24 protein-coding genes are annotated in these 21,530 nt (G+C 40.0%); 23 read left to right on the forward strand and 1 reads right to left on the reverse strand.

Features of this window, described 5'->3' with window-relative positions:
• Positions 1-264: 264 nt before the first annotated feature.
• Positions 265-723 (reverse strand): MarR family winged helix-turn-helix transcriptional regulator, encoded by a 459-nt coding sequence (locus D5281_RS18785; RefSeq protein ID WP_160561613.1) that lies wholly within the window; start codon positions 721-723, stop codon positions 265-267.
• Between the two features lie 123 nt (positions 724-846).
• Between D5281_RS18785 and D5281_RS18790 the strand changes: the two genes are divergently transcribed.
• The 23 genes from D5281_RS18790 to D5281_RS18900 all read left to right on the forward strand — a co-directional run bounded on the left by D5281_RS18790 (position 847) and on the right by D5281_RS18900 (position 21,529).
• Positions 847-1,809, forward strand: coding sequence for an aldo/keto reductase (locus D5281_RS18790; protein WP_160561614.1), 963 nt, complete (start codon positions 847-849; stop codon positions 1,807-1,809).
• 13 nt (positions 1,810-1,822) lie between these two features.
• A complete protein-coding gene (locus tag D5281_RS18795) occupies positions 1,823-2,062 on the forward strand; it encodes a hypothetical protein (protein WP_160561615.1) in 240 nt (79 codons plus the stop codon).
• On the forward strand, positions 2,023-2,415 hold the full coding sequence (locus D5281_RS27225) for a phosphatase PAP2 family protein (protein ID WP_160561616.1): 393 nt from the start codon (positions 2,023-2,025) through the stop codon (positions 2,413-2,415). The genes D5281_RS18795 and D5281_RS27225 overlap by 40 nt, the downstream gene beginning before the upstream one ends.
• A complete protein-coding gene (locus tag D5281_RS18805) occupies positions 2,405-3,211 on the forward strand; it encodes a tyrosine-protein phosphatase (RefSeq protein WP_160561617.1) in 807 nt (268 codons plus the stop codon). Before D5281_RS27225 ends, D5281_RS18805 begins: the two co-directional genes overlap by 11 nt.
• 911 nt (positions 3,212-4,122) lie before the next feature.
• Positions 4,123-4,782 (forward strand): response regulator transcription factor, encoded by a 660-nt coding sequence (locus D5281_RS18810; protein WP_160561618.1) that lies wholly within the window; start codon positions 4,123-4,125, stop codon positions 4,780-4,782.
• On the forward strand, positions 4,779-6,173 hold the full coding sequence (locus D5281_RS18815) for a sensor histidine kinase (protein ID WP_160561619.1): 1,395 nt from the start codon (positions 4,779-4,781) through the stop codon (positions 6,171-6,173). The genes D5281_RS18810 and D5281_RS18815 overlap by 4 nt, the downstream gene beginning before the upstream one ends.
• Positions 6,166-7,017 (forward strand): hypothetical protein, encoded by an 852-nt coding sequence (locus D5281_RS18820; protein ID WP_160561620.1) that lies wholly within the window; start codon positions 6,166-6,168, stop codon positions 7,015-7,017. Before D5281_RS18815 ends, D5281_RS18820 begins: the two co-directional genes overlap by 8 nt.
• Before the next feature lie 136 nt (positions 7,018-7,153).
• The gene (locus D5281_RS18825) at positions 7,154-8,044 is read left to right on the forward strand and encodes an ABC transporter ATP-binding protein (protein ID WP_277935460.1); all 891 of its coding nucleotides are present in this window, start codon (positions 7,154-7,156) and stop codon (positions 8,042-8,044) included.
• Between the two features lie 4 nt (positions 8,045-8,048).
• Positions 8,049-8,762, forward strand: coding sequence for a hypothetical protein (locus D5281_RS18830; protein ID WP_160561621.1), 714 nt, complete (start codon positions 8,049-8,051; stop codon positions 8,760-8,762).
• 15 nt (positions 8,763-8,777) lie between these two features.
• A complete protein-coding gene (locus tag D5281_RS18835; RefSeq protein ID WP_160561622.1) occupies positions 8,778-9,998 on the forward strand; it encodes a hypothetical protein in 1,221 nt (406 codons plus the stop codon).
• 40 nt (positions 9,999-10,038) lie between these two features.
• Entirely contained in the window at positions 10,039-11,199 is a 1,161-nt protein-coding gene (locus D5281_RS18840) for a hypothetical protein (protein WP_160561623.1), read from the forward strand.
• 299 nt (positions 11,200-11,498) lie between these two features.
• A complete protein-coding gene (locus D5281_RS18845; RefSeq protein WP_160561624.1) occupies positions 11,499-11,639 on the forward strand; it encodes a hypothetical protein in 141 nt (46 codons plus the stop codon).
• On the forward strand, positions 11,629-12,705 hold the full coding sequence (locus D5281_RS18850) for a hypothetical protein (protein ID WP_160561625.1): 1,077 nt from the start codon (positions 11,629-11,631) through the stop codon (positions 12,703-12,705). Before D5281_RS18845 ends, D5281_RS18850 begins: the two co-directional genes overlap by 11 nt.
• 24 nt (positions 12,706-12,729) lie before the next feature.
• The gene (locus D5281_RS18855; protein WP_330585153.1) at positions 12,730-13,074 is read left to right on the forward strand and encodes a helix-turn-helix domain-containing protein; all 345 of its coding nucleotides are present in this window, start codon (positions 12,730-12,732) and stop codon (positions 13,072-13,074) included.
• 276 nt (positions 13,075-13,350) lie between these two features.
• Complete coding sequence (locus D5281_RS18860) at positions 13,351-13,764, forward strand: BlaI/MecI/CopY family transcriptional regulator (RefSeq protein WP_160561626.1); 414 nt, start codon at positions 13,351-13,353, stop codon at positions 13,762-13,764.
• A gap of 5 nt (positions 13,765-13,769) precedes the next feature.
• A complete protein-coding gene (locus D5281_RS18865) occupies positions 13,770-15,014 on the forward strand; it encodes a M56 family metallopeptidase (RefSeq protein ID WP_160561627.1) in 1,245 nt (414 codons plus the stop codon).
• A gap of 57 nt (positions 15,015-15,071) precedes the next feature.
• Complete coding sequence (locus tag D5281_RS18870; protein ID WP_160561628.1) at positions 15,072-15,842, forward strand: DUF6033 family protein; 771 nt, start codon at positions 15,072-15,074, stop codon at positions 15,840-15,842.
• Positions 15,843-15,945: 103 nt separating this feature from the next.
• On the forward strand, positions 15,946-16,590 hold the full coding sequence (locus tag D5281_RS18875; protein ID WP_160561629.1) for an endonuclease III domain-containing protein: 645 nt from the start codon (positions 15,946-15,948) through the stop codon (positions 16,588-16,590).
• Positions 16,591-16,852: 262 nt separating this feature from the next.
• The gene (locus tag D5281_RS18880) at positions 16,853-17,212 is read left to right on the forward strand and encodes an ArsR/SmtB family transcription factor (RefSeq protein ID WP_160561630.1); all 360 of its coding nucleotides are present in this window, start codon (positions 16,853-16,855) and stop codon (positions 17,210-17,212) included.
• Between the two features lie 132 nt (positions 17,213-17,344).
• Positions 17,345-17,563, forward strand: a complete 219-nt coding sequence (locus D5281_RS18885) for a cation transporter (RefSeq protein WP_160561631.1) — start codon at positions 17,345-17,347, stop codon at positions 17,561-17,563.
• Positions 17,564-17,674: 111 nt separating this feature from the next.
• On the forward strand, positions 17,675-19,546 hold the full coding sequence (locus tag D5281_RS18890) for a heavy metal translocating P-type ATPase (protein WP_160561642.1): 1,872 nt from the start codon (positions 17,675-17,677) through the stop codon (positions 19,544-19,546).
• A 199-nt stretch (positions 19,547-19,745) separates the two neighbouring features.
• Positions 19,746-20,873: a VCBS repeat-containing protein gene (locus D5281_RS18895; RefSeq protein ID WP_277935461.1), complete on the forward strand. Its 1,128-nt coding sequence runs from the start codon at positions 19,746-19,748 to the stop codon at positions 20,871-20,873.
• Positions 20,870-21,529 (forward strand): response regulator transcription factor, encoded by a 660-nt coding sequence (locus tag D5281_RS18900; protein ID WP_160561632.1) that lies wholly within the window; start codon positions 20,870-20,872, stop codon positions 21,527-21,529. Before D5281_RS18895 ends, D5281_RS18900 begins: the two co-directional genes overlap by 4 nt.
• The last annotated feature ends 1 nt before the right edge of the window (position 21,530 follow it).

A 21,530-nucleotide genomic window follows, 5' to 3' on the forward strand; every position in this document is an offset into this window, starting at 1 on the left:
AGAAAGAACATTCGACAACAATAAATTCATAAAATAGACAGCAAAATTTTACATATCGAACTCTTATCAGAAAAGCTTAAATCCCCATAGACACAAGATTTTTTACAGCCTCAGTCCAGAAGTTCAAAAATCATACTTCAAGAACTCCGATTATCGGAATTCTTGAGGTTAAAAAGATAAACTTCAAGAGTTCCGGTTTTCGGAATACTGTAAAATCCGTTTGATGTAGCTTATATTTAAAAAGATAGGAAATGAAACGGACAGTTATTCCCAAATAGAGCGCATTTTCAATTTCTTCTCACTGTTTGTTCCCTTTAAATATTCTTTTAGGATAGACATCATTTGCTCAAGCCCTATATTCTTTCCCAAAAACTGCGCCAGCTCTTTATCAAATTCGTTTTCCTTTTCAATGATTTTAGGGACTATCTCTTTTCCCTCTTTTGTCAAATAAAGGACGGAATACCGAGCGTCTGATTGTGATGTTCCTTTATATATCAGCCCTTTTTCCACAAGCCCTTGCACTAAACGGCTAGGGCTTTTTTGTTCACATATCAGTAATTCTCCCAATTCTTTCAATGAAACAGGTTCATTCTCATATAATACAAGCAATACTTCACTCTGATTGGGTGTCACATTTAAGGAACTAAGGGCAGTACTGAATTTTTTCATTGCCTCTTTTTCGGCACTCCTGAAAATATAACGAAATCTTGTACCATTATCCATTTTGTTCTCCTTTTATGTAGATTACACATCATTTATGTTACTATTTCAAGTATATTCTGTCAACATTACATTTGACAAAAACTAATAGATGACATATCATCTATTAAGAAAGGAGTATTGAAATTGAATATAAAAAGACGTTTAGGACAATCGGATATTATGCTTTCCCCATTAGGAATTGGTACATGGCAGTTTGGCAACAAAGGCGGTACATGGAATACCGTCACAGACAAAACAGTGTATGAGATTTTGCAATATTCTCTTACAAACGGTATGAATTGGATTGATACTGCGGAAATATACGGAAACGGTATTTCTGAAACGCTGATCGGACAAGCCTTGAAGCAACTGGAAACAGAAAAGGTATTGACAGATATTCCTTACATTGCGGACAAATGGTTTCCACTTTTAAGGACAGCAGACACAATTACAAAGACGATAAATCAGCGTTTGAATTGTCTGCAAAAGCCTGTAATAGATTTGTATCAGATACATCAGCCAACCTCTTTATCTACTTTGAAAGAACAGATACGGTACATGGCTGAATTGGCTGACAGAGGTATTATTAAAAATGTCGGGATTAGCAATTTTACTGCAAAGGGAATGAGAAAAGCAGACAAATTACTTAGGGAATATGGATTAAGACTTGCTTCCAATCAGGTCAAATATAATCTCCTGCACAGAAAACCCGAAAAGAATGGTGTGATAGAAACAGCAAAGGAATTAGGAATATCCATTATTGCATATTCTCCATTACAACAAGGTATGCTGACAGGAAGATTTCACACTGACCCCGCTGCAACAGATAACATCAGTCTGTTACGCCGTTTTCACTCTGGTATCAGCCGGAAAAATATTGAACGGACAAGACCGTTAATTGATACCTTAAATAAACTGGGAGAAAAATACCAAAAAACGCCCGCCCAAATATCGTTAAACTGGCTTATTTATTCCCAAGGCGAATTAGTATTTGCCATTCCCGGCGCAACAAAATTAGAACAGGCACAGAGCAACATAAAAGCACAAAGTTTTAGACTGTCTCAAGAAGATGTAGAATTGCTGAATAAAGTATCTGAAAATATTTGAAAGGGGCGGTTAAATGAAAGGAAAAAATAGATATGCAAAAAATTACAGCCTGCCTTTCCTGCAAGAAATTGATGCCAAGATTTTACAGTTTATGGTAGAACACACAAATAGAAATATGGCGGCGGTAATGAATATCCTTACATTTTTCGGCACGATTGGTGGCGTTATCCTAATCTTAATACTGATGATTTTGATTACCGTTTTCAGAAAGAAATGCTGCTATACAGTGTTTTGGTATTATTTACCTATCTGATAAATGGTTTTATAAAAAACATTGTTATGCGCCCTCGTCCTAATGTTACTCATTTAACATTTGCGGATGGATATAGCTTTGTAAGCGGACATAGTTCAATTTCCATTGTACTTTCCGTTACGCTGATTGCTTTTTTTGTTCCGAAAATAAAAAAGGATGTTTTAAGGAACTGTGTTACTGTTTTTTTATGTATTCTGCCTTTTTGTATAGCAATTAGTCGTATGTATCTAAGAGTACATTATTTTACGGACATTTTGGGCGGTTGGTTTGTTGCTGTTACATACCTTTGTATCCTTTATTTGGGTTTTTATTTTATAGCAGATAGAAAGCGAGGGAAAACACATGATAAATAATATCCATGTTTTACAGTTGCAGAGCGTAGGGAATATCCGTGATTTAGGCGGTTTTCAAGCAGGAAACGGAAAGCAGATAAAGTATGGAAAAATTTTTCGTTCTGCACATTTACATCATTTATCTGAAACAGACCAAATTACATTACAGGAATTGGGAGTTAATAAAGTGATTGATTTTAGGGGCGTGGAAGAACAGGAGAACGAGCCGGATAAACCAATGCCGGACACAGAATATTTCCTGTTCCCTGTTTTTTCCTCTACAAGAATACCCGTAATCAACGAAGAATTTATTAAAGATATGCTCCAAAGTAAAGACGGTTTAATTGAACTGTTGTTCAGACAAAAGGAACAAATGCAGAAAGTATATCGGGATTTTGTGTTGGAAGAAAGCGCACGAAAAGCATACCATGAATTTTTCCAAATACTGTTGGAAAGCAATAAGCCCAAAGATACTGTTTTGTTCCATTGTACCGCAGGGAAAGACCGTACAGGATTTGCCGCTGCCTTATTTTTAATGTGTATGGGTGTTGACATGGGCTGCATTATCAATGATTACCTGATAACAAATGAATACTTAAAGAAACGGATAGAGGAAACGATTGTAGAATTTCAGTCATTGCATATTGATGAAGCTATCATACAGGAAACAAAAAAATATTTTTTGGCGAAGGAAAATCATCTGAAACTATCTTTCCAAACAATTTCAGATAATTATGGTAATTTTGAAATTTATCTGAAAAAGATAGGAATAGATGAAAATGCAACAGCAAAACTATTTGATATTTATACCGAGTAAACTGAAAAAAGGTGGAGTCATGAGAAAATATAGCAGATTAAAAGGTCAAATTTGATGAAAAATGTTTGCTGAATCAAGTATTGTATTAGTAAATAAGCACTGAGAGATGACAGTAAAATATTTTGTGTTTCTTGGTGCTTTTTTGCTTGGCAGATACAAATATTTCAAATTATATGAGGAAATAAATTAGGTAATAAAAAAAGATAAATATTATGAGTACATAAATGCAAAGTGTGGGTGTTTCATTCGTTATTGTGTATTGTATTTGAATCCTAAATATCATGTAGTACACTTTTCTTTTATGTCAAAGTCTTTTAGATTTTGAAACACAAAGGGTTAGGGGAATTTTCCCCTTATGAGCAATTTTTACAGATTTCCACTCGTGGGAAATCTGTAAAAAAACTGTCTGTGGACGTCCACAGGCAGTGCTTGCTCCGATTGTCAATAATTCTTGATAAGAATAGTTATCACGACTTTTTTATTATCACGACCTTTGATGATAAAGCTGATAAACTCAAAGGTTTTCAGTAAAAAAGTCGGAATAACTTTTTCAGCGAATGTGTAAAAAGTGCGATTTTACTTATAAAAGAGTTCTCCTGCTTTGCATTCCTTAATAAATCAAGCATTTTGAATGGTTTATCAAAAAGATTATTACGACTTTTTACTGCCATTGCATCGTTAAAAAAATTTATAAATGGACGAAAAGTCACCCATATTATCACGACCTTTTTTCGAGGAAATGGCGAAAATACAACATTCTTGATAAAAAGTCATGATACCAAAAAAGTCGGGGTAACTACTCTACCTTCGACACTCCCAGAGGGTGTGTCGGTATTTTAATTATTTACCCTTCTATGACACAACTAAGTCACAAGTACGTGATATAATCATTAAAATGGAGGATTGTATAGATGCAAAGAATATTAATAGTAGAAGATGAAGAAGCAATAGCTAATTTAATAAAAGTAAATTTAACAGCAGAAGGTTACTGTTGCATTTGTGCTTATGACGGAGAAGCAGGGGCAGATTATATCGAAAAAGAAACTTTTGATCTGATTCTGTTAGATATCATGCTGCCGGAGATAAATGGGTATGAACTTTTGGAATATGTAAAACCGCTTGGAACACCCGTAATATTCATTACAGCAAAAGGAAGTGTAGATGAACGTATTACAGGTTTAAAGCTTGGAGCTGATGATTATATTGTAAAACCTTTTCAAGTGGGGGAATTGATAGCTCGTGCGGAGGCATTACTTAGAAGATATGGTAAGATAAACAGAAAGCTTACTTTTGCAGATGTGGAAATTGATATGGTTTCACGAACAGTAAGAAAGAATGGAGTAACGGTGGATTTAACAGTAAAGGAATTTGATTTATTGGTGGAGTTAGTTCAGAACAAGAATGTTGCCTTATACCGTGATAGGTTGTACGAGAAGGTCTGGGGTGAGGTTTTTATGGGAGATACCCGTACTTTGGATTCTCATATTCAGCGGCTTAGAAGAAAACTGAACTGGGAAAAATACATAAAGACAGTGTTCAGGGTAGGATACCGTTTGGAGGAGGAACAATGAAATTATTTCATAAAATATTTCTGTGTTTTGTGGTAGTATTCAGCATTGCATTTCAAGCTGCTGGATATTTGTTGATTAGTTTTTCCTATGAAAATGCTGTAGAGCAGGAAAAAGAATTTGCTTTTCAAGGATTTCAGTATAATAAATATATTTTGCAATCTATTATGTACTCAGAGCCGCAGTTCTTTTCAGAGAAGAAAGCAGGAAATGTAGCATTTGCAGATAATTTCACGGTTCCGGTTGCTATATATGGAATAGATGGAGAGTGTCTATTTTCAAATATGGCAGTGTTGCCAGAAAAGCTTTTCTTTGAAGAAGGAGCGGATGACAGAATATCTTATCAGATTTATGAAAAAGATGGAGAAAGTTATATTTTTGTATGTGATTATGTTAGTCAGGGTAATATAGAGACGTATTTGATTACGCAGACGGATATTAGTTCCGCGATAAATAACCAGAAAAGTATGATCACTTATTTTCAGAAGATATATTTGATGCTTCTATGTATCAGTTTTCCGGTAATCTTCCTGCTGACAAAGGCAATTACAGCATCTATAAAGGAAGTTGGGAAGGTTGCAAAGCGCATTGCAGGAGGAGAGTATTCCGGGAGGATTCACACGAAAGGAAAAGATGAAATCGGCGAATTAGCATCCAATTTTAACCAAATGGCAGAGCAGGTAGAGGAGAAGATTGCAAAGTTGTCAGATATGGCAAGGCAGAAGGAAGATTTTGCAGCGAATTTTGCACATGAATTGAAAACACCACTGACATCTGTAATTGGGTATGCCGATATGCTATATCAGCGTGACCTTCTGAGAGAGGAAGTGAAAAGTGCTGCCGGATATATACTGAACGAGGGAATGAGACTGGAGTCATTGTCATTAAAGCTGATGGACTTATTTGTGCTGGACAAGCAGCAATTTGTTCTTGAAAAGATGTCTGTAAAGGAGATGTTTCAAAATCTGGAACAAGGCATGGAGCTAGTGTGCAGAAAGTCCGAAGGGGTATTACATATGGATATAGAGGACGGGTGTATCAAAGTGGATTATGATCTTTTTAAGACAATAATTTTGAATCTGACTGATAATGCCATGAAAGCCGATAGCAAAAATCTTTGGATGAGTGGAAAACAAGAAAGTAATCAGTATCGAATTGTAATGAAAGATGATGGAAAGGGAATACCACTCGAAGAATTGGGAAAGATAACGGAGGCTTTCTATATGGTGGATAAGTCAAGGTCAAGGAAACAGCATGGGGCAGGACTGGGGATGGCTCTTGTATCAAAAATTGTAGAGATTCATAATGCAAAGATGAAGATAGAAAGTGATGGAAAGATGGGAACTGAGGTTAGTATTTCGTTCCCTTTGCAGGAGGAAATCGTCTATGAATAAAGCGGTTAAATATATTTTCCTTATGTTGTTTCTTGCGTTCTGTTTTATTTTTGGCAGCATGGCGGGAATGAATGGTATATTACAGTTCAGAGAGACACAGTTGCTAACTGAGAGCGGGAGAGCAGTCGTAGAGTCCCCAGTTAGGGCATGGTCTGGATGGAAGGAAAATGAGGAAAGTGTAAATACTTATCATGACAAATTTATGCTTACAGAAGAACAAATAGCAGATGTCATTAAATGCTGGAATAGTCGAGAAACAGAACTTATACATAATCCGGTGCAAGGACAGATTTCTATGGAAGATGCAATCCAAGTAGGAGAGAATTGGATTGCGGAAATGGGTGTGAGTAAAGGGAATGAACAGGGAACAGAAATGCTACCGTATTCCGCAAAAGCAACGCTTGGTGTAGGAGAACATAAAGGAAATACAGGGAAACAGTTAGAACCATATTATAGTTTCTGGACGGTAGAATTTTCTGGTCAAAGCAGGAAAATAGTAATGTATGTGAACGCAGTTACAGGGAAGGTATGGAGAGCAAAAGTTTCTCTGTATGATGATTTACCAGAGAAAATGCCATATGAAAATTTGTGTCTTTTTGTAGAAATGGCAGGTTTTACAGAAATTGATGCAAAATCTATAGTAGTAAATAAAGATGGAACACAGGCGGTTCTTGAAATGGAAGATAGTCTGTTATATGGGCTGGCGGAGTATTATTATATTCCATTTAGTGAAAAAGGGTATTATGATATACAGAAGAATGGAATCAATAATGTTGAGGAAGTATTTGATAAAGGATATATGGAGATTACTTATGAAATATTACCAAACTTCAGCTCAAAATAATTTGCAACTTTAACGCAAGTAATTTACAACTATAACACAACTTTATCGAAAGTATAACACAACACTCAGGTAGGATAGACATATATCCTGTCTGAGTGTTTTTAGACGGAGAAAATATGAACAAGGAGGTATGAGAATGGATTTAAAGATGGAATTGCAGATAGAACATCTGTATAAATCCTATAGAACAAAGGAGGCGTTACAAGATGTCAGTTTTACCTTGCATCAAGGAACCTATGGATTGCTGGGAGAAAATGGCGCAGGAAAAAGTACACTTATGCGTATGATAGCTACGGTGGATTTTCCCACAAAAGGGGCAATAAAGTATGATGGGACAGACATTTTCCTAATGGATGAAGAATATCGGAACTTAATAGGATATATGCCTCAGAATTATAGTGTTTATCCCGGTTTTACAGCGAGAGAGTTCTTGGAATATATGGGTACTTTGAAAGGTATATCAAAAGAGAAATTGAAAACCCGGATACCAGAAGTTCTTGAATTTGTAAATCTGTCAGATGTTGCAGATAAGAAAGTGAAAACTTTTTCAGGTGGCATGAAGCGCAGAATTGGAATTGCCCAGGCAATTATCAATGAACCTAAAATATTGATATTGGATGAACCGACTGCTGGGCTTGATCCAAAGGAGCGTATCCGATTTTCTAATATCATAAGCGATATGGGTAAGGATAAGGTTGTTTTGTTGTCTACGCATATTGTATCAGATATTGAGGCAATCGCCAATGAACTTCTAGTGGTAAAAAAAGGAAAGATTGTAGAAACAGGGAATGTTGATGGATTGGTACAGACAGTGCAAGGGAAAGTATGGGAGACCATTATCAGTAGGGAAATATATCATCAACTGCGGAAAGAACGTTCTATCATACATTTGAAGCAGATGGGAAATGATGTACAGGTGCGTTATGTGGGGGATGAGTATTCTGGAGTGGATAACTCTGAGGTGGAACCAAACTTAGAAGACTATTATGTTTTTGCTGGCGGCATTCTTGAGGAAAGTGAGGAATAGAGAAATGAAAAGAAATTTTATAGTAGTCATGTTTTGCATTATAATGATTGGTCTTACAGCTTGTGCAGGTGGGGAGGATGATACACTGGGAGTGCAGGCACTGCAGCCAGAACCGATTCCAACAGAAAAGGAAAACGATGAACAAAAGGAAACCATTATCTCTGATCCCCAGGGAACTGAAATGCAAGGTGAAAGTCAGGGAACAGAGATGCAGCAGTCCGAGGTGCAGACGGAACCACAGCAGCCTGTACAGGAATCACAGCAGGAGCAGAATGACACAGATGGGGATTTGGAGGAAAGGCTTGCTCAGTACAGGTCGGAACGAGAGGGTATGACAAATGTTGCAATGGGGAACGGAGTGGCAGGATACGGTGCGCCCAATGCTGAAAACTATGGTTTTCAAACAGATACAGCGAATTACATGCAGAATTTTGATTCTAGAGAGTTGAACAAGGCTTATGAAACTGCAAAAAAGTATGTAACGGAGACACTTGCTATCACTGTGGAAACAAATGCTGTTGTATATGCATGTATTGATCCGAGGATTACGGAAATATATGAGGCTGAGGATAAAGGTGTGGCAGACGGCTATGATTCAGGGAATATTTTTGTCTGTGAATACTGTGACAATGGAACATGGCAGTATCTGATTCTTGTGAGAGATGGAAAAGGTAGCGAATGGAGCGTCATTCATCATGGCAGTTCTTATAAGGAATAATGGAGGACTGGTAAAATGAAGGATTTAATTAGATTTGAATATAAAAAAATGTGTAATGGGATATCCATTGTTTCTCTTGTGGCATTAAGTATCCTTACTGTGCTTTTTGCCATTGTAACATTGAATCTCCAATACAGAACTATAGATTCAGATGGAAATGTGGTAAACGGGCTGGCTTCCTTCAGGGCGCTGAAAGAAGTCTCAGAGGACTTGGAAGGGGTGCTGGATGGGAAATATATCCGTGGATTGATTGAAAAATACGACTCCAGCTATGATAAGGCGTATCTGGCTGAAAATCGGGGATTTTTAGGAACCGGAGGTATGACGAAATATATCGTGTCCAATTATGTGATCAATTACGCCTATTATGGTCTATATATGTCTAACGGAAATGAAAAGGTAGGACTGGATTACGATTTTCTGGATTCAGAAGAAAGCTTTTACCAGAAGTACAGGGAGGCAGTACTGGAACAGCTCCTGTATGTGAACGCAGAAAATGGGCTGTTCCCTCATTCAGAGGAGCAGATTCCTGTTTTGGAGCAGAAGATTCAGAACATTAAGACTCCCTTCCAGATTGCCTACCACATGGGCTGGGCTAATGTGTTTGGGTATTTTGGTATGGAATACCCAGTCTTTTTTATCATTCTTGCATTCTGCCTGTCTGGATGCTATGCGAAAGATAGCACAAACGGTATGGATGAGTTGATATTATCTTCCATATGTGGAAGAAAAAGGGATATGCAAGCAAGATGGATTGCAGGAAATCTGTTTACAGTTGTGTTCTATATGATTTATGTCTTGGTGCTTATCGCGGTACATGGAGGGAACGCCAGTCTTCATGGTTTAGGAGCATCTGCACAGACGTTCTGGTTTGAGTGTCTCCATAATTTTAGTGTTGGGACTGCACTGCTGATCGTGTTTTTTGGTGGGCTGGCAGGAGCGTTGGTTATGGCAAATTTGGTCATGCTCTTATCTATAAAGTTGAAAAATGCAAAGCTTACTACTGTTTTTGGTATTATTGCGGTGGTTCTGATGTTCCGGCAGGCATCCACATACAGCCAGATTAAAATGCTCAATCCTCTGCAGTTTAAAGAGAGTGCCTTGCTTACAGATTTTCTGTTTGTTGGGAATGCGATAGTACCTTACTTTGTAATTGCCCTTTTACTGAGTGCAGCATATATAACCGTTTGCTGGCTGGTTCTACGGCTTTCTTATAAAAAGTACCGCTTGAATTAGAAGGCAGCACATAGTGTTAATGCACGGAAATGAGGTAAAGATGATAGAAATTATAAAAATAGAAAGCAAAAGGATTTTAAGTAAAAGAGTGTTTCTGTTGTTTTTGGTAATTGTGTTCCTGTTTTCTGCTTGCAGCACATATCTTTCCCTAAGACGATATATGGTGTCGAGCGTAGACGGGACTATTGTTACTTTCCAAGAAAATCTTGCTTATGCAAGGACAAATCAGCAGGGAAAAGCCATAGATAGGGAACTGTTATCCTTTATGCGTGAGAAAGATGAGTTCATCTATATTGATGAAACCAGTATGAATGAGATCGTTAGGTTAAACTATGAGGGAAAATTAATACAGGAATTGACAGATGAGGAAATAGGCAGTTTTTATCAAACACGTTTATCGAGAATACGGGATATGTTGGAGGAAAACCAATACATCCAATATACACAGGAAGAGAAGGAATATTTTTTTCAGAAAGCTAGTCAGCTTTCTGAGATTCCTTTTGATTATGCAGAAGGATGGAAAGTCTTGAATAAAGATATGAGTACATTTGTTCCGTTGCTGATTATATTTATATCCGTTTTATTGCTTCCAATTTTTGGAAGTGACACAAAGGTAAGTATGAAAGAACTGTACCGTTCAACCAGATATGGTAAGAAAACTCTTGATACTGCTAGAATTCTGACAGCATTTATAGTAGGTTCGGTTTTATACTTTGGGGGGATATCGTTATTCTTTGTAATTAGGATGATACCTTTCGGTTTAGATGGGGCGATGCAGTATATTCAGAGTAATATGACAACATTTTTTTCCATTTTTAATATGACATACCTACAGCAGTTTTTTGCTAATGTTGCAGTTGGATTTATTGCATTTTTCTTTGATGTATGCCTGCTGATTCTGATTACAGTAGTCATGGACAAAATGATGAACAGTGCAGTAGTGTTTGTACTTTTTTGGATTACATTGTTGCTCTTTGACCAGATGTATATATGGAAAGTAAACCATTATTTTGCAAATTTCATGCCATTAAGAATGACTTCTTTTACACATTATTATATTGGCAATGAGATATACAGGATATTTGGCTACAGTCTGTCATGTATGATTTGGAGCATTCTGTTATCAAGTCTTCTTGCAGGAATTCTATTATTATTAGCAATAGGCTGGGAAAAAGTGAAGAGGAAAAGAGGAGTGTATTAACACTAAGAGCGTTTGAAAAATGGAAATAATATGCGAGGAAAAACGAGGATGATAGACAATAGTGGAAATATTAGGAGGGGAGAGAATATTTCGCTCTGAGAAAGCTATCGATATTCATTTGAGATCCACCAGTCAGGTGAGGGGATCCAGTTTATAACCAGTACTCAGAATAGATCCACCTGTCACACGAATAGATCCAATCAAAAATTTATGGTCTGTGCTTAGCGATTCGCAAGTGTCTCCTGTAGAATCATGTTTGGAGAGATTGTCTCCGATTCTACGAAAGGAGGCCGAATATTATGGCCAAAAAAATCAATGTGAAGCTCATACTGGAGCTTCGGGGCAATGGAATGGGAAGAAATGCCATTGCCCGGACAAGACACATTTCTGTTAACTCTGTTGGTGATGTATTTCACAAAGCAGATGAAAATGGCATATAACAAGTATGCAAAGTTATTGACTGCCTGTACCATCATTGTCATCTTTGAATTGCTCATGCTGAACATTGATGTATCGCTGGCCACTGATGATGGAGCCCACAGCTTTGAAATGCCTTATGATTTTGCTGTGTACATGGATGCAGTTGATGGTGATGCTCTGAAAAGTATACAGGACTTTGAGACACAGGAAAGTGCATTATTAGCAGATACCCGCCTGGTTCGGACATTAGATGCTGCTATTCAATGGGAAGGACAGGAATTTAACCGTTTGGTTCATGTGATGCCTGAAAGCAGCTATTATAATCTTACCGGAAATCTCTTAGGGCTACAAAGTGGTGAAATTGTGGTTTTGAGCCAGATTGACCGAAACTACTACGATATAGGAACTCAGGTAGAAAATGGAATTGAATGGGGGGTTCAGCCTCCTGGCCCTGTTCCCTTTTTGGTGGGTGATAAAGTGTATACCAGAACGGTTGTAAAGGTAATATGGGAGATTGTATACAATATTGAAGACCAGACACAGCGTACTTATATCATTGTGGACGAAGATTATGAGGACATTGTCAGGGAAGTCAGATATGACCAGATGAAATATTTCATATCTGTATCCAGTCCTGACAGCCTGTCAACAGTATATAATCGATTGCTGGAGAACAGTCCAGTCATAACGGTAAAAGAAGAAAATCTTGAATTGCAGGCACAAAACAGACTGGTGGTATCTGTCCTGATTCTGCTGGCGGTCATGCTGCTGCTGTTTTCATTTGTGAGCTTGATTTTGTTACGGATAAATCAGGAGATAAGGGAAGAAAAGAGAAAGTACAGGAACCTTTTTTCCATCGGTTATACTTATGCCCAATTACAGGGAGAGCTGCGCAAGGAGATGGCTACGCTGTTTTTTGTTCCCCTTGTTTTAGGGGCGTCAATTTCTATTATGTATGTACTGCTTGCGAACAGCAGAATCAGTCTTCGGCAAGTCGCAGTGGTTTTGGAGTGGCGTTTATGTTCTTTGCTGCCCAATATATTTTTTACCGGGTGGCAACAAGGACGTTGGGCAGACAATACTTAAATTAGGGAAGGGTGGCAGGATATTATGGATTTTTCGGAAAAACTACTTACATTGCGGAAAGCCAATGCGATGACACAGGAGCAGCTTGCTGAAAAACTTGATGTTTCAAGGCAGTCCATTTCAAAATGGGAAAGCGGTCAGGCAACTTCTGAACTGGAAAAAATAGTGGCAATGAGTGCAATTTTTAATGTCACGACTGATTATCTGTTAAAGTCATCGGAAATAGATGACCTGTCAGTTAAAACGGAAATGCTGGAAAAGCAGCAGCAGATGATGCTTGGCCGGGAAGAAAAACAGCGACAGGTTTTTAGATGTGTGATGTTATTCGGCTGCAGTATATCTGGTATTCTTTGCGGTATGTTTCATTGAGCATTTTTTCTTTTTTAAACTTGATGTATTAGGTGGTCAGGAGATACTTTTTGCAGAATTTCTTATTGCTACAGCAATTGTGATTGTTATATGCGTAAAGGGACTTGGTAAAAGGCGGGAGTAGAAGTTAGACAGGAGATAAATACTGGCGGAGGTGCCATTGGGATAATATTACAGCGATAAAAATCATTTCAGAAAGTGTCAACGATTCTTAATGATTAATAATAATTGACCGATATATAAAGTGATGAAAGAAAACGAAAGGAAGACGGAAATATGGCAAAGGAAGAGATTACACCGAGCGAATGGCAGATCATGGAAGTTCTTTGGGCGAGCGGCATACCGCTGACATCTTCCGAGGTTTACAAAAGGATGCAGGGGAATGTGAATATGTCGATGAGGATGGTACGGGTGCTGATGAACCGCCTGAACCAGAAGGATATCCTTGGATACACCGTGGATGAGCATGATTCGAGGGTTTACCACTACTATGTGCTAAAGCAGAAGGAGGAATGCGTGAAGGAGAAAAGCAGGAAGTTTGTGGACAGCTATTTTTCCGGCAGCGGGACAAATGCAATGGCGGCACTGCTGCAGAGCTTTGTGCTGACGGATGAGCAGATAAAGGAACTGGAGGAGATTCTGGAGAAAAGCAAGGGGCATAATGCGGAAGCCTCAGATAAAAAGGAGTGATGGACATGCCCGACTGGAGACAATTAGCCAGCCTTATAAATTTTGGCATGGCTTATTACACTACCCAGCTTGTGCGGTGTGCGATATTTTCCTTCGTGCTGCTCGAGCTTGTGATGTTGCTCCGAAAGATATTTTTTTCAAAACGGACGTTTCTAAGGGGGATGCCGTGGGCATTGTTCCTGATTATTCCGTTTCTTGGAAGATTGAAGATGTTTTATGAAAATGAAGCTGTACGAAAGGCGACATGGAGGATTACGGCAGTAACGGCTTCATGGCTGTGGGCTGACCGCATTTATATGGTGGGTATTCTGATAGCTGCCATCTGTATATTTGGAAAATGGATACGCCTTCAAAGAGCTGTTTCCGGAATGGAAAAAGTTATGTTTGAAAATGTTCATGTCTATGTTACAGACATGAGCATCACGCCATTTACTGTTGGGCTTCTAAAGCCGAAAATCGTCCTGACGAAAGTGATGGTAGACAGTTACAGCGTGGAAGACCTAAAGACTATTGTACAGCACGAGCAGACGCATATCCGGTTAGGGCATTTATGGTTTGGCTTTGCATGGGATATACTCAGGTGCCTGCTGTGGATCAATCCGTTACTGACAGTTTTCCAGAAACATTTCCGGGCGGATATGGAGGACGTATGCGACAGGGTGTGTATACAGAACAGCGGGAAGACAGCACATGAATACGGAATGGTATTGCTGAAAACCCTGAAACTGCTTCGCTCCGAATCAGAGGCTGCACCGCTTGCCGTTACCTATGTGGGGGAAAGGGAATTCGCAGACATGAAAAGGAGGATGGGTGAAATTGTCAGTTTCCATCCATACCGGAAAAAACTGTGCATGGGCATGGCAGCTGCAGCTTTTCTGATGATTGCGGCCATGCTGCTGGCGGTACATACACATTCCTATGCACGGAGCAATGAAAGCAGGGATATTCTGATCGGTAAATATGATGGGGGAAATGAAGTTGTTTCATGTGATACTGAAGAATTAAGCAGGATGATTTCATATGATGACGAGTATGTCTATGTGAAAAGGGAGGCTTTTGAGAAGTTCCTAATCAAAAACAATGTAGAAGGGGAAATATGGATTGTTTTTGGTGGATTTTATAAGCTGCCAGGTTTAACTGGTGTAGCAGAAAGCTGTACTTACGAAAACAATTCAGAGGATGAGGCAGTGCGGATTCCATATGAAAGCATCATGGACGATTGGTATGTTAGATTACTTAAAATGTTATGAGCATTTCGTGTAAAAGAAATGGATTTCAAATAAATTGATTCTCAAGGAGGGAAAATTATGGCAATGGAGATTACAAACAATTACAGCAGTTATGCGACACAGAGCATGGTGGGAAGCAATGCGGCAGGCAGTACGAAAAGGAAGGAAACAGAAAACACATCAGAAACAGCAGGGAGCAGCAAGTCAAGAAGCACATCAGATTATGTGAACGAACTGGCAAAACTTGTTCCAAGCCTGGAACTTAAGATTGGGAATTCTTTTTCAACAGCCAAAAGCGGTAAAACATTGACAATCAATCCGCAGCTTTTGGAAAAGATGCAGAATGATCCGGAGAAGGAAAAAGAAATGAAGGAGCTGATCAAAGGCGTTGAATCAGCGGTGAATATGTTGGAAAGTGTAAATAAAGCCAGCGGTTGGACAGTTGTATATAAGCATTGTTACATAGATGAAAATGGGAAATTCCGTTCTATGGCTTATCTTAGAAATGATTTTATGCTGAATATGAGCGACAAGCTTCGGGAAGAAAGGAAGAAAAATTCAGAGAAACTGATTGAGAAGACGAAAGAAAAGGCAGCAGAAAAGAAAGAAAAATCAGGGGAAATATTAGAAGAAAATAAGACAGAAAAGGCAGAGTATGGAGCAGCAGCTCCGAACAAAGCAGAGCGGCTTTTAAAAGAAAAAATGGCTGATTCCAAAGACGGAACGATTTATCTAAATGACACAGATATCCGGACAATCATTGAAGCCGCCCAGGAAGAAGAAGCAGGCAGTAAAGCCACTGTAAAAGGACAGCCACAGGTAGGTGCAAATCTGGATTTGAAGATATAATCGCCCCCAGATGAGTTGCAACAGTGGGATAGAGGTGTGCTTGAAATCCCCTGCCTTATCTTATATAATGAAGATAGAAAACAGGAAGGATAAAAGTGCGAAAATGACAAAAGAAAAATTAGCCCTTGAAATTATAGACAGACTAAAGAAAGAATATCCGGACGCCGGGTGCACCCTTGACTATAACCAGGCGTGGAAACTGCTTGTCAGCGTACGTCTTGCGGCGCAGTGTACGGATGCCAGGGTAAATGTGGTGGTACAGGATCTGTACGCAAGATTCCCGGATGTAAATGCACTTGCAGAAGCGTCAGTAGAAGAAATAGAAAAAATTGTGAAACCCTGTGGGTTAGGCAGGAGCAAGGCAAGAGATATCAGTGCCTGTATGAAAATCCTAAGAGACGAATACCAGGGGAAGGTTCCCGATGCGTTTGATGCACTTCTTAAGCTTCCGGGAGTGGGACGTAAAAGTGCGAATCTGATTATGGGTGATGTGTTTGGAAAACCTGCAATTGTGACGGATACCCATTGCATCCGACTGGTAAACAGGATGGGACTTGTGGATGGAATTAAGGAGCCTAAGAAAGTGGAGATGGCGTTGTGGAAAATCATTCCGCCCGAGGAGGGCAGCGATTTTTGCCACCGGCTTGTTTATCATGGGAGAGAAGTGTGTACGGCAAGGACAAAGCCTTATTGTGATAAATGCTGCCTAAAAGATATTTGCAGTAAATGCGGGGTTGAGAGTGCATGATTTCCGAATAGGAAGATCAAAACGGTATCCACGGCTAAAATAATAAGTATGTTTTTAGGTAAGCTTGCAATAAAATCATACAGAATAGAAAAACCATATTCAAAAGCTACGGCTTATCATCAATATGTAGTATGCGTTTCTTCAGTAGATATTCCAAATTTAATAAAATGAATAAAAAGGGTTGACAAAGTTCAACCCTTCCTTTAATATAAACATATGAACAGTTGTTCAAATGTTGAATAATATAAAGGTGGGTGATGAATTGGCAATTAATGACGTAGAATGCTGCGATACATTTCAGACGCACGAGGAGCTTCTTAAGATTGTTCGTGCCAAGATGCCGGATGAAGATATGCTTTATGATATGGCGGAGCTTTTTAAAGTGTTTGGGGATTCCACGAGAATTAGAATCCTGTATATACTTTTTGAGGCGGAGGTATGTGTGTGCGATTTGGCGCAGGCGCTTAATATGACCCAGTCTGCCATATCCCATCAGCTTAAGATTTTAAAGCAGTCTAAGCTGGTAAAAAGCAGACGGGAAGGGAAATCGGTTTTTTATTCTCTGGCGGATAGTCATGTAAGAACCATCATAGCCCAGGGAAGGGAACATGTTGAAGAATGAGGGAATGGCAAATTTAGCTTAAACTGTTGCAGAAGTAAGAGATTGGGGTTATTATTTTTAATTTGCGGGCTGGTGCCGGCGCGGTGCGCACAAGCTTGCTCAATACAAAAGCCGCGCAGAAAAGAGGAAAAAATGAAGAAGAAATTTAAACTGGAAGATTTAGACTGTGCAAATTGCGCTGCAAAGATGGAGGAAGCCATTAAAAAAATTGACGGAGTGAATGATGCCAATGTAAGCTTTCTGGCCCAGAAGATGACCATTGACGCACAGGACGGGAAATTTGATGAAATTATGAAGGAAGTAGTAAAGGTCTGTGCGAAAGTAGAGCCCGACTGCAAAATTCTTGTTTAGGAAGAATTTACTGACAATAAATTTGTACCAACTGATTTGTGCTAATGTATCGTGCAGGTCGTGCACTATACAGACACTCAATTTGCAGATTGTGGCAGAATGGAGATTATGATGAATAAAAAGCAGAAAAAAATGCTTGTCCGCATTGTGATTGCCTTTGTGCTTTTTGCCATCTTGTTTATTTGCGAGCACACAGGTTTGTGGGAGGGCATAGAACATACATGGATTCTATTTGTGATTTACCTGATTCCCTATCTGGTGATTGGGTATGACATTATTTTTAAGGCGGCAAGAAATATTAGCCACGGGCAGGTATTTGATGAAAATTTCCTGATGATGATTGCAACCTTTGGAGCCTTTGGCGTAAGGGAGTACTCGGAAGCAGTTGCAGTTATGCTTTTTTATCAGGTTGGTGAGTTGTTCCAAAGCTATGCCGTGGGAAAATCACGGCAGTCTATCTCTGATATGATGGATATCTGCCCGGAATATGCAAATATCGAGGTGGACGGGAAACTGACCCGGGTTGACCCGGATGAGGTGGAAATAGGAAGCATCATTGTAATTAAGCCGGGGGAGCGGATTCCCCTTGACGGTGTGGTAGTGGAAGGGGAATCGCTGATTGACACGGCGGCCCTTACCGGTGAGTCTGTTCCACGCAAAGCCTCCCTGGGGGATGAAATCATAAGCGGCTGCGTCAACGGCAGCGGAACCCTTAAGGTTCAGGTGTCCAAGGAATTTGATGATTCTACCGTAGCTAAAATTTTGGAGCTGGTGGAAAATGCCAGCAGCAAAAAAGCCAGAGTAGAAAATTTCGTTACAAAATTTGCGAAATATTATACACCAATTGTCACCATCAGCGCTGTAGCGCTCGCGCTGCTGCCTCCGCTTATTTTAGGAGGCGGCTTTGGAGAATGGATACAAAGAGCCTGTATTTTTTTGGTGATTTCCTGCCCCTGCGCATTAGTGATTTCGGTTCCCCTTGGATTTTTTGGAGGAATTGGCGCATCCTCAAAGCTTGGTATTTTGGTGAAAGGGAGCAACTATCTGGAAGCAGTTGCGGAAATGACCACCATTGTTTTTGACAAGACGGGTACGCTTACCAAAGGAGAATTTAAGGTACAGGAAATCCTTCCGGAAGGCTGTGATAAGGAAGAACTTCTGGAAATAGCCGCCTTAGGAGAGGGCTATTCCAATCACCCCATAGCAGGTTCTATCAGAGAAGCCTATGGAAAAACCATCAATATGAACCGGGTAGGGCAGGCTGAGGAAATTGCCGGAGAGGGCCTTCGTGTTCCGGTAGATGGTAAAGAAGTGCTGCTGGGCAATGAAAAGCTGATGAAAAGCAGTGGAATTGCTTACAAACCATGTGAGAGCCTGGGGACAATTGTTTATGGAGCCTGTGAAAGAAAATATATGGGAGCCATTGTCATTTCAGATTCCATAAAGGACGGGGCAAAGGAAGCTATCCAAAGTATGAAGCAGGTTGGCGTTAAAAAGTGCGTTATGCTGACCGGCGATCGGCAGCAGGCCGCTGCTGCAGTTGCAGGCGAGCTTGGAATTGATGAAGTGCATGCTCAGCTTCTTCCAGGAGATAAGGTATCAAAGGTAGAAGCGCTCCTAGGTGCACAGGAAGGAAAAGAAAAACTGGCCTTTGTGGGTGATGGAATCAATGATGCCCCGGTACTTACCAGAGCAGATATCGGCATTGCCATGGGCAGCATGGGCTCAGACGCGGCAATTGAAGCTGCAGACGTAGTTTTAATGGACGATGATATAGGTAAGATTGCGGCAGTGGTAAAAATAGCCAGAAAAACCCTGCGAATCGTAAAGCAAAATATTGTGTTTGCCCTGGCAGTAAAGGCGTTGGTGCTGCTTCTTGGCGCATTGGGCCTTGCCAATATGTGGGAGGCTGTATTTGCAGACGTAGGCGTTTCCGTCATTGCAATTATGAACGCCATGCGCGCGCTCAAAATAACAAAATAAAGATGCATTATCCCCAGTTTCATTTCCTGACAAAACTGGGGATTTCTTATTTGGCTGCTTTTCGGAAGACATATCCGGTTCATGCGCAAAAGTGTCCCACAAGAAAATTTATTGTACGAAAAGCCGGCTTATGCTAAAATAATTCAAAACACATTATCCAAAGAAAAGGAAATCAGCCAAAGAAAAGCCGGTGACAATTTTGAAAAACAGATTGATAAAAAAGGTAATTTCAAAAAGAACAATATCCCTCCTGCTTTCAGGCATATATGCCTGCACGCTGTTTTTGTCTTCTCCTTTTTGTAATGCAGCACAGGGGGCAGATGGCAATAAAACGCTTTTAACCGAATACCAGAATTATCAGCGGCGTTTTTCGGAGATTACCGAAAGGGCAGAAATTGAACCGGCCGGATTTAAAATCATTGAAGACCAGATTTTCCCCATAGAAACGGAAGGCTTCGGGCAGGTCTATTTGGTACCTGCGCTTGATAAGATTTATGATAGATTGGCGCTTTTTTTCACAGATGAGTCCGGTAAGGTTGTGTACAAAACCGACCAGCTTGCAGTCAACAACAGGAACACCGGTGAAATGAAGCAGCCGGTAAGAGAGCTTAAGGCGATTTCCTTTCAGGAGCTAAACAGGGACGGCCTGATGGATATTGTACTAATTACGACCTGCGTGAACGATAAGGGTTCTTACGCCGGTAAACCCTATAAAATTGGGGATGTATTGTTTCAGGATAAAAAGGGATTTTACAGAGATTACAGAATTTCGGATAAAATCAACCGTTTTGGCATGAATAAAAGTGTGGAAAGCATTGCAGCGTTTGTGCGTGACGGAGATTCCACGGAATTTCTTTATACAGCGGCCACGAAAAAGGAGCTTTTGGATAACGGCTTTGAGATTGCAAAGGAGCAGTGCCATTACCGGCAGTTTGAGAAGTTTGGAAGGCTGGAGGTGGTGCCAGGGACTTACACCATGGCCAATTTTGCTACCTTCATGATTTATCTGGTGAATGAACAGGGGTATATTGTGTGGAGCTTTCAGCCTATGGGAGACTTTGACAATCTTTATGCCCTAAAAGGGATAACCTGCAGGGACATTGACGGGGATGGGATGAAAGACATTGTGGTGTTTGCACGCTACAGCTATGAGGGAAACGGAAACGAATTGCTGATAGAAAGTGATTATTCCATTTATTATCAGCGTACAGGAAGTTTTTATGAAGATACACAGATAAAAAAACAATACCCTTGTGGGGAGGAGGAAACCATGTCAGGGATTGTGGATAAGGCAAGAACCTATTGGGGGTGGAAAACAGAAGAATGATTAAGATTTTAATTGTAGATGACGAAAAACCAATTTGTGATTTGATAGATTTAAATTTGTCAGCGTCCGGCTATCGCTGTACATCCGTACAAAACGGCTTAGACGCGATTGATCTGATAGAAAAAGAAAACTACGACTTGATTTTGTTGGATATCATGCTGCCGGGAGCGGATGGGTATGATGTGATGGAATATATACGCCCCTTAAAAATTCCGGTGATTTTTATTACGGCCAGGCATGAGGTGAAGGACAGGGTAAAGGGGCTTAAGTTAGGAGCCGATGATTATCTGGTTAAGCCCTTTGATGTGGTGGAGCTGGTGGCCAGGGTTGAGGCTGTGCTGCGCCGCTACAATAAGACGGACAAGGTGCTCACGGCTGGGAATATTGTGGTGGATGTGGAAGCGCGGAGAGTTTTGAAAGATGGAAAGCAGATTGTCCTAACCAACAAGGAGTTTGGGCTTTTGGTGCTGTTTGTGCAGAATAAAAATGTGGCGCTGTTTCGGGAGGCCTTATACGAAAAGGTATGGGGAGATGAATATTTTGGGGACAGCCGCACGCTGGATCTTCATGTGCAGCGCCTTCGCAGGAAGCTGGGATGGGAACAAAACCTGGTAGCAGTATATAAAGTTGGTTATCGCCTGGAAGTAACTGACTAAA

The organism is Parablautia muri, assembly GCF_009917485.1.
Lineage (GTDB): Bacteria > Bacillota > Clostridia > Lachnospirales > Lachnospiraceae > Suilimivivens > Suilimivivens muri.

Bases quoted from the DNA above. Each gene is read 5' to 3' on its own strand.
- D5281_RS18870 (WP_160561628.1), top strand. From the start codon at position 15,072: ATGGCAATGGAGATTACAAACAATTACAGCAGTTATGCGACACAGAGC.
- D5281_RS18860 (WP_160561626.1), top strand. From the start codon at position 13,351: ATGGCAAAGGAAGAGATTACACCGAGCGAATGGCAGATCATGGAAGTT.
- D5281_RS18805 (WP_160561617.1), top strand. From the start codon at position 2,405: ATGATAAATAATATCCATGTTTTACAGTTGCAGAGCGTAGGGAATATC.
- D5281_RS18885 (WP_160561631.1), top strand. From the start codon at position 17,345: ATGAAGAAGAAATTTAAACTGGAAGATTTAGACTGTGCAAATTGCGCT.
- D5281_RS18835 (WP_160561622.1), top strand. From the start codon at position 8,778: ATGAAGGATTTAATTAGATTTGAATATAAAAAAATGTGTAATGGGATA.
- D5281_RS18855 (WP_330585153.1), top strand. From the start codon at position 12,730: ATGGATTTTTCGGAAAAACTACTTACATTGCGGAAAGCCAATGCGATG.
- D5281_RS18815 (WP_160561619.1), top strand. From the start codon at position 4,779: ATGAAATTATTTCATAAAATATTTCTGTGTTTTGTGGTAGTATTCAGC.
- D5281_RS18825 (WP_277935460.1), top strand. From the start codon at position 7,154: ATGGATTTAAAGATGGAATTGCAGATAGAACATCTGTATAAATCCTAT.
- D5281_RS18875 (WP_160561629.1), top strand. From the start codon at position 15,946: ATGACAAAAGAAAAATTAGCCCTTGAAATTATAGACAGACTAAAGAAA.
- D5281_RS18830 (WP_160561621.1), top strand. From the start codon at position 8,049: ATGAAAAGAAATTTTATAGTAGTCATGTTTTGCATTATAATGATTGGT.
- D5281_RS18900 (WP_160561632.1), top strand. From the start codon at position 20,870: ATGATTAAGATTTTAATTGTAGATGACGAAAAACCAATTTGTGATTTG.
- D5281_RS27225 (WP_160561616.1), top strand. From the start codon at position 2,023: ATGCTGCTATACAGTGTTTTGGTATTATTTACCTATCTGATAAATGGT.
- D5281_RS18845 (WP_160561624.1), top strand. From the start codon at position 11,499: ATGGCCAAAAAAATCAATGTGAAGCTCATACTGGAGCTTCGGGGCAAT.
- D5281_RS18865 (WP_160561627.1), top strand. From the start codon at position 13,770: ATGCCCGACTGGAGACAATTAGCCAGCCTTATAAATTTTGGCATGGCT.
- D5281_RS18820 (WP_160561620.1), top strand. From the start codon at position 6,166: ATGAATAAAGCGGTTAAATATATTTTCCTTATGTTGTTTCTTGCGTTC.
- D5281_RS18890 (WP_160561642.1), top strand. From the start codon at position 17,675: ATGAATAAAAAGCAGAAAAAAATGCTTGTCCGCATTGTGATTGCCTTT.
- D5281_RS18850 (WP_160561625.1), top strand. From the start codon at position 11,629: ATGGCATATAACAAGTATGCAAAGTTATTGACTGCCTGTACCATCATT.
- D5281_RS18795 (WP_160561615.1), top strand. From the start codon at position 1,823: ATGAAAGGAAAAAATAGATATGCAAAAAATTACAGCCTGCCTTTCCTG.
- D5281_RS18810 (WP_160561618.1), top strand. From the start codon at position 4,123: ATGCAAAGAATATTAATAGTAGAAGATGAAGAAGCAATAGCTAATTTA.
- D5281_RS18840 (WP_160561623.1), top strand. From the start codon at position 10,039: ATGATAGAAATTATAAAAATAGAAAGCAAAAGGATTTTAAGTAAAAGA.
- D5281_RS18785 (WP_160561613.1), bottom strand. From the start codon at position 723: ATGGATAATGGTACAAGATTTCGTTATATTTTCAGGAGTGCCGAAAAA.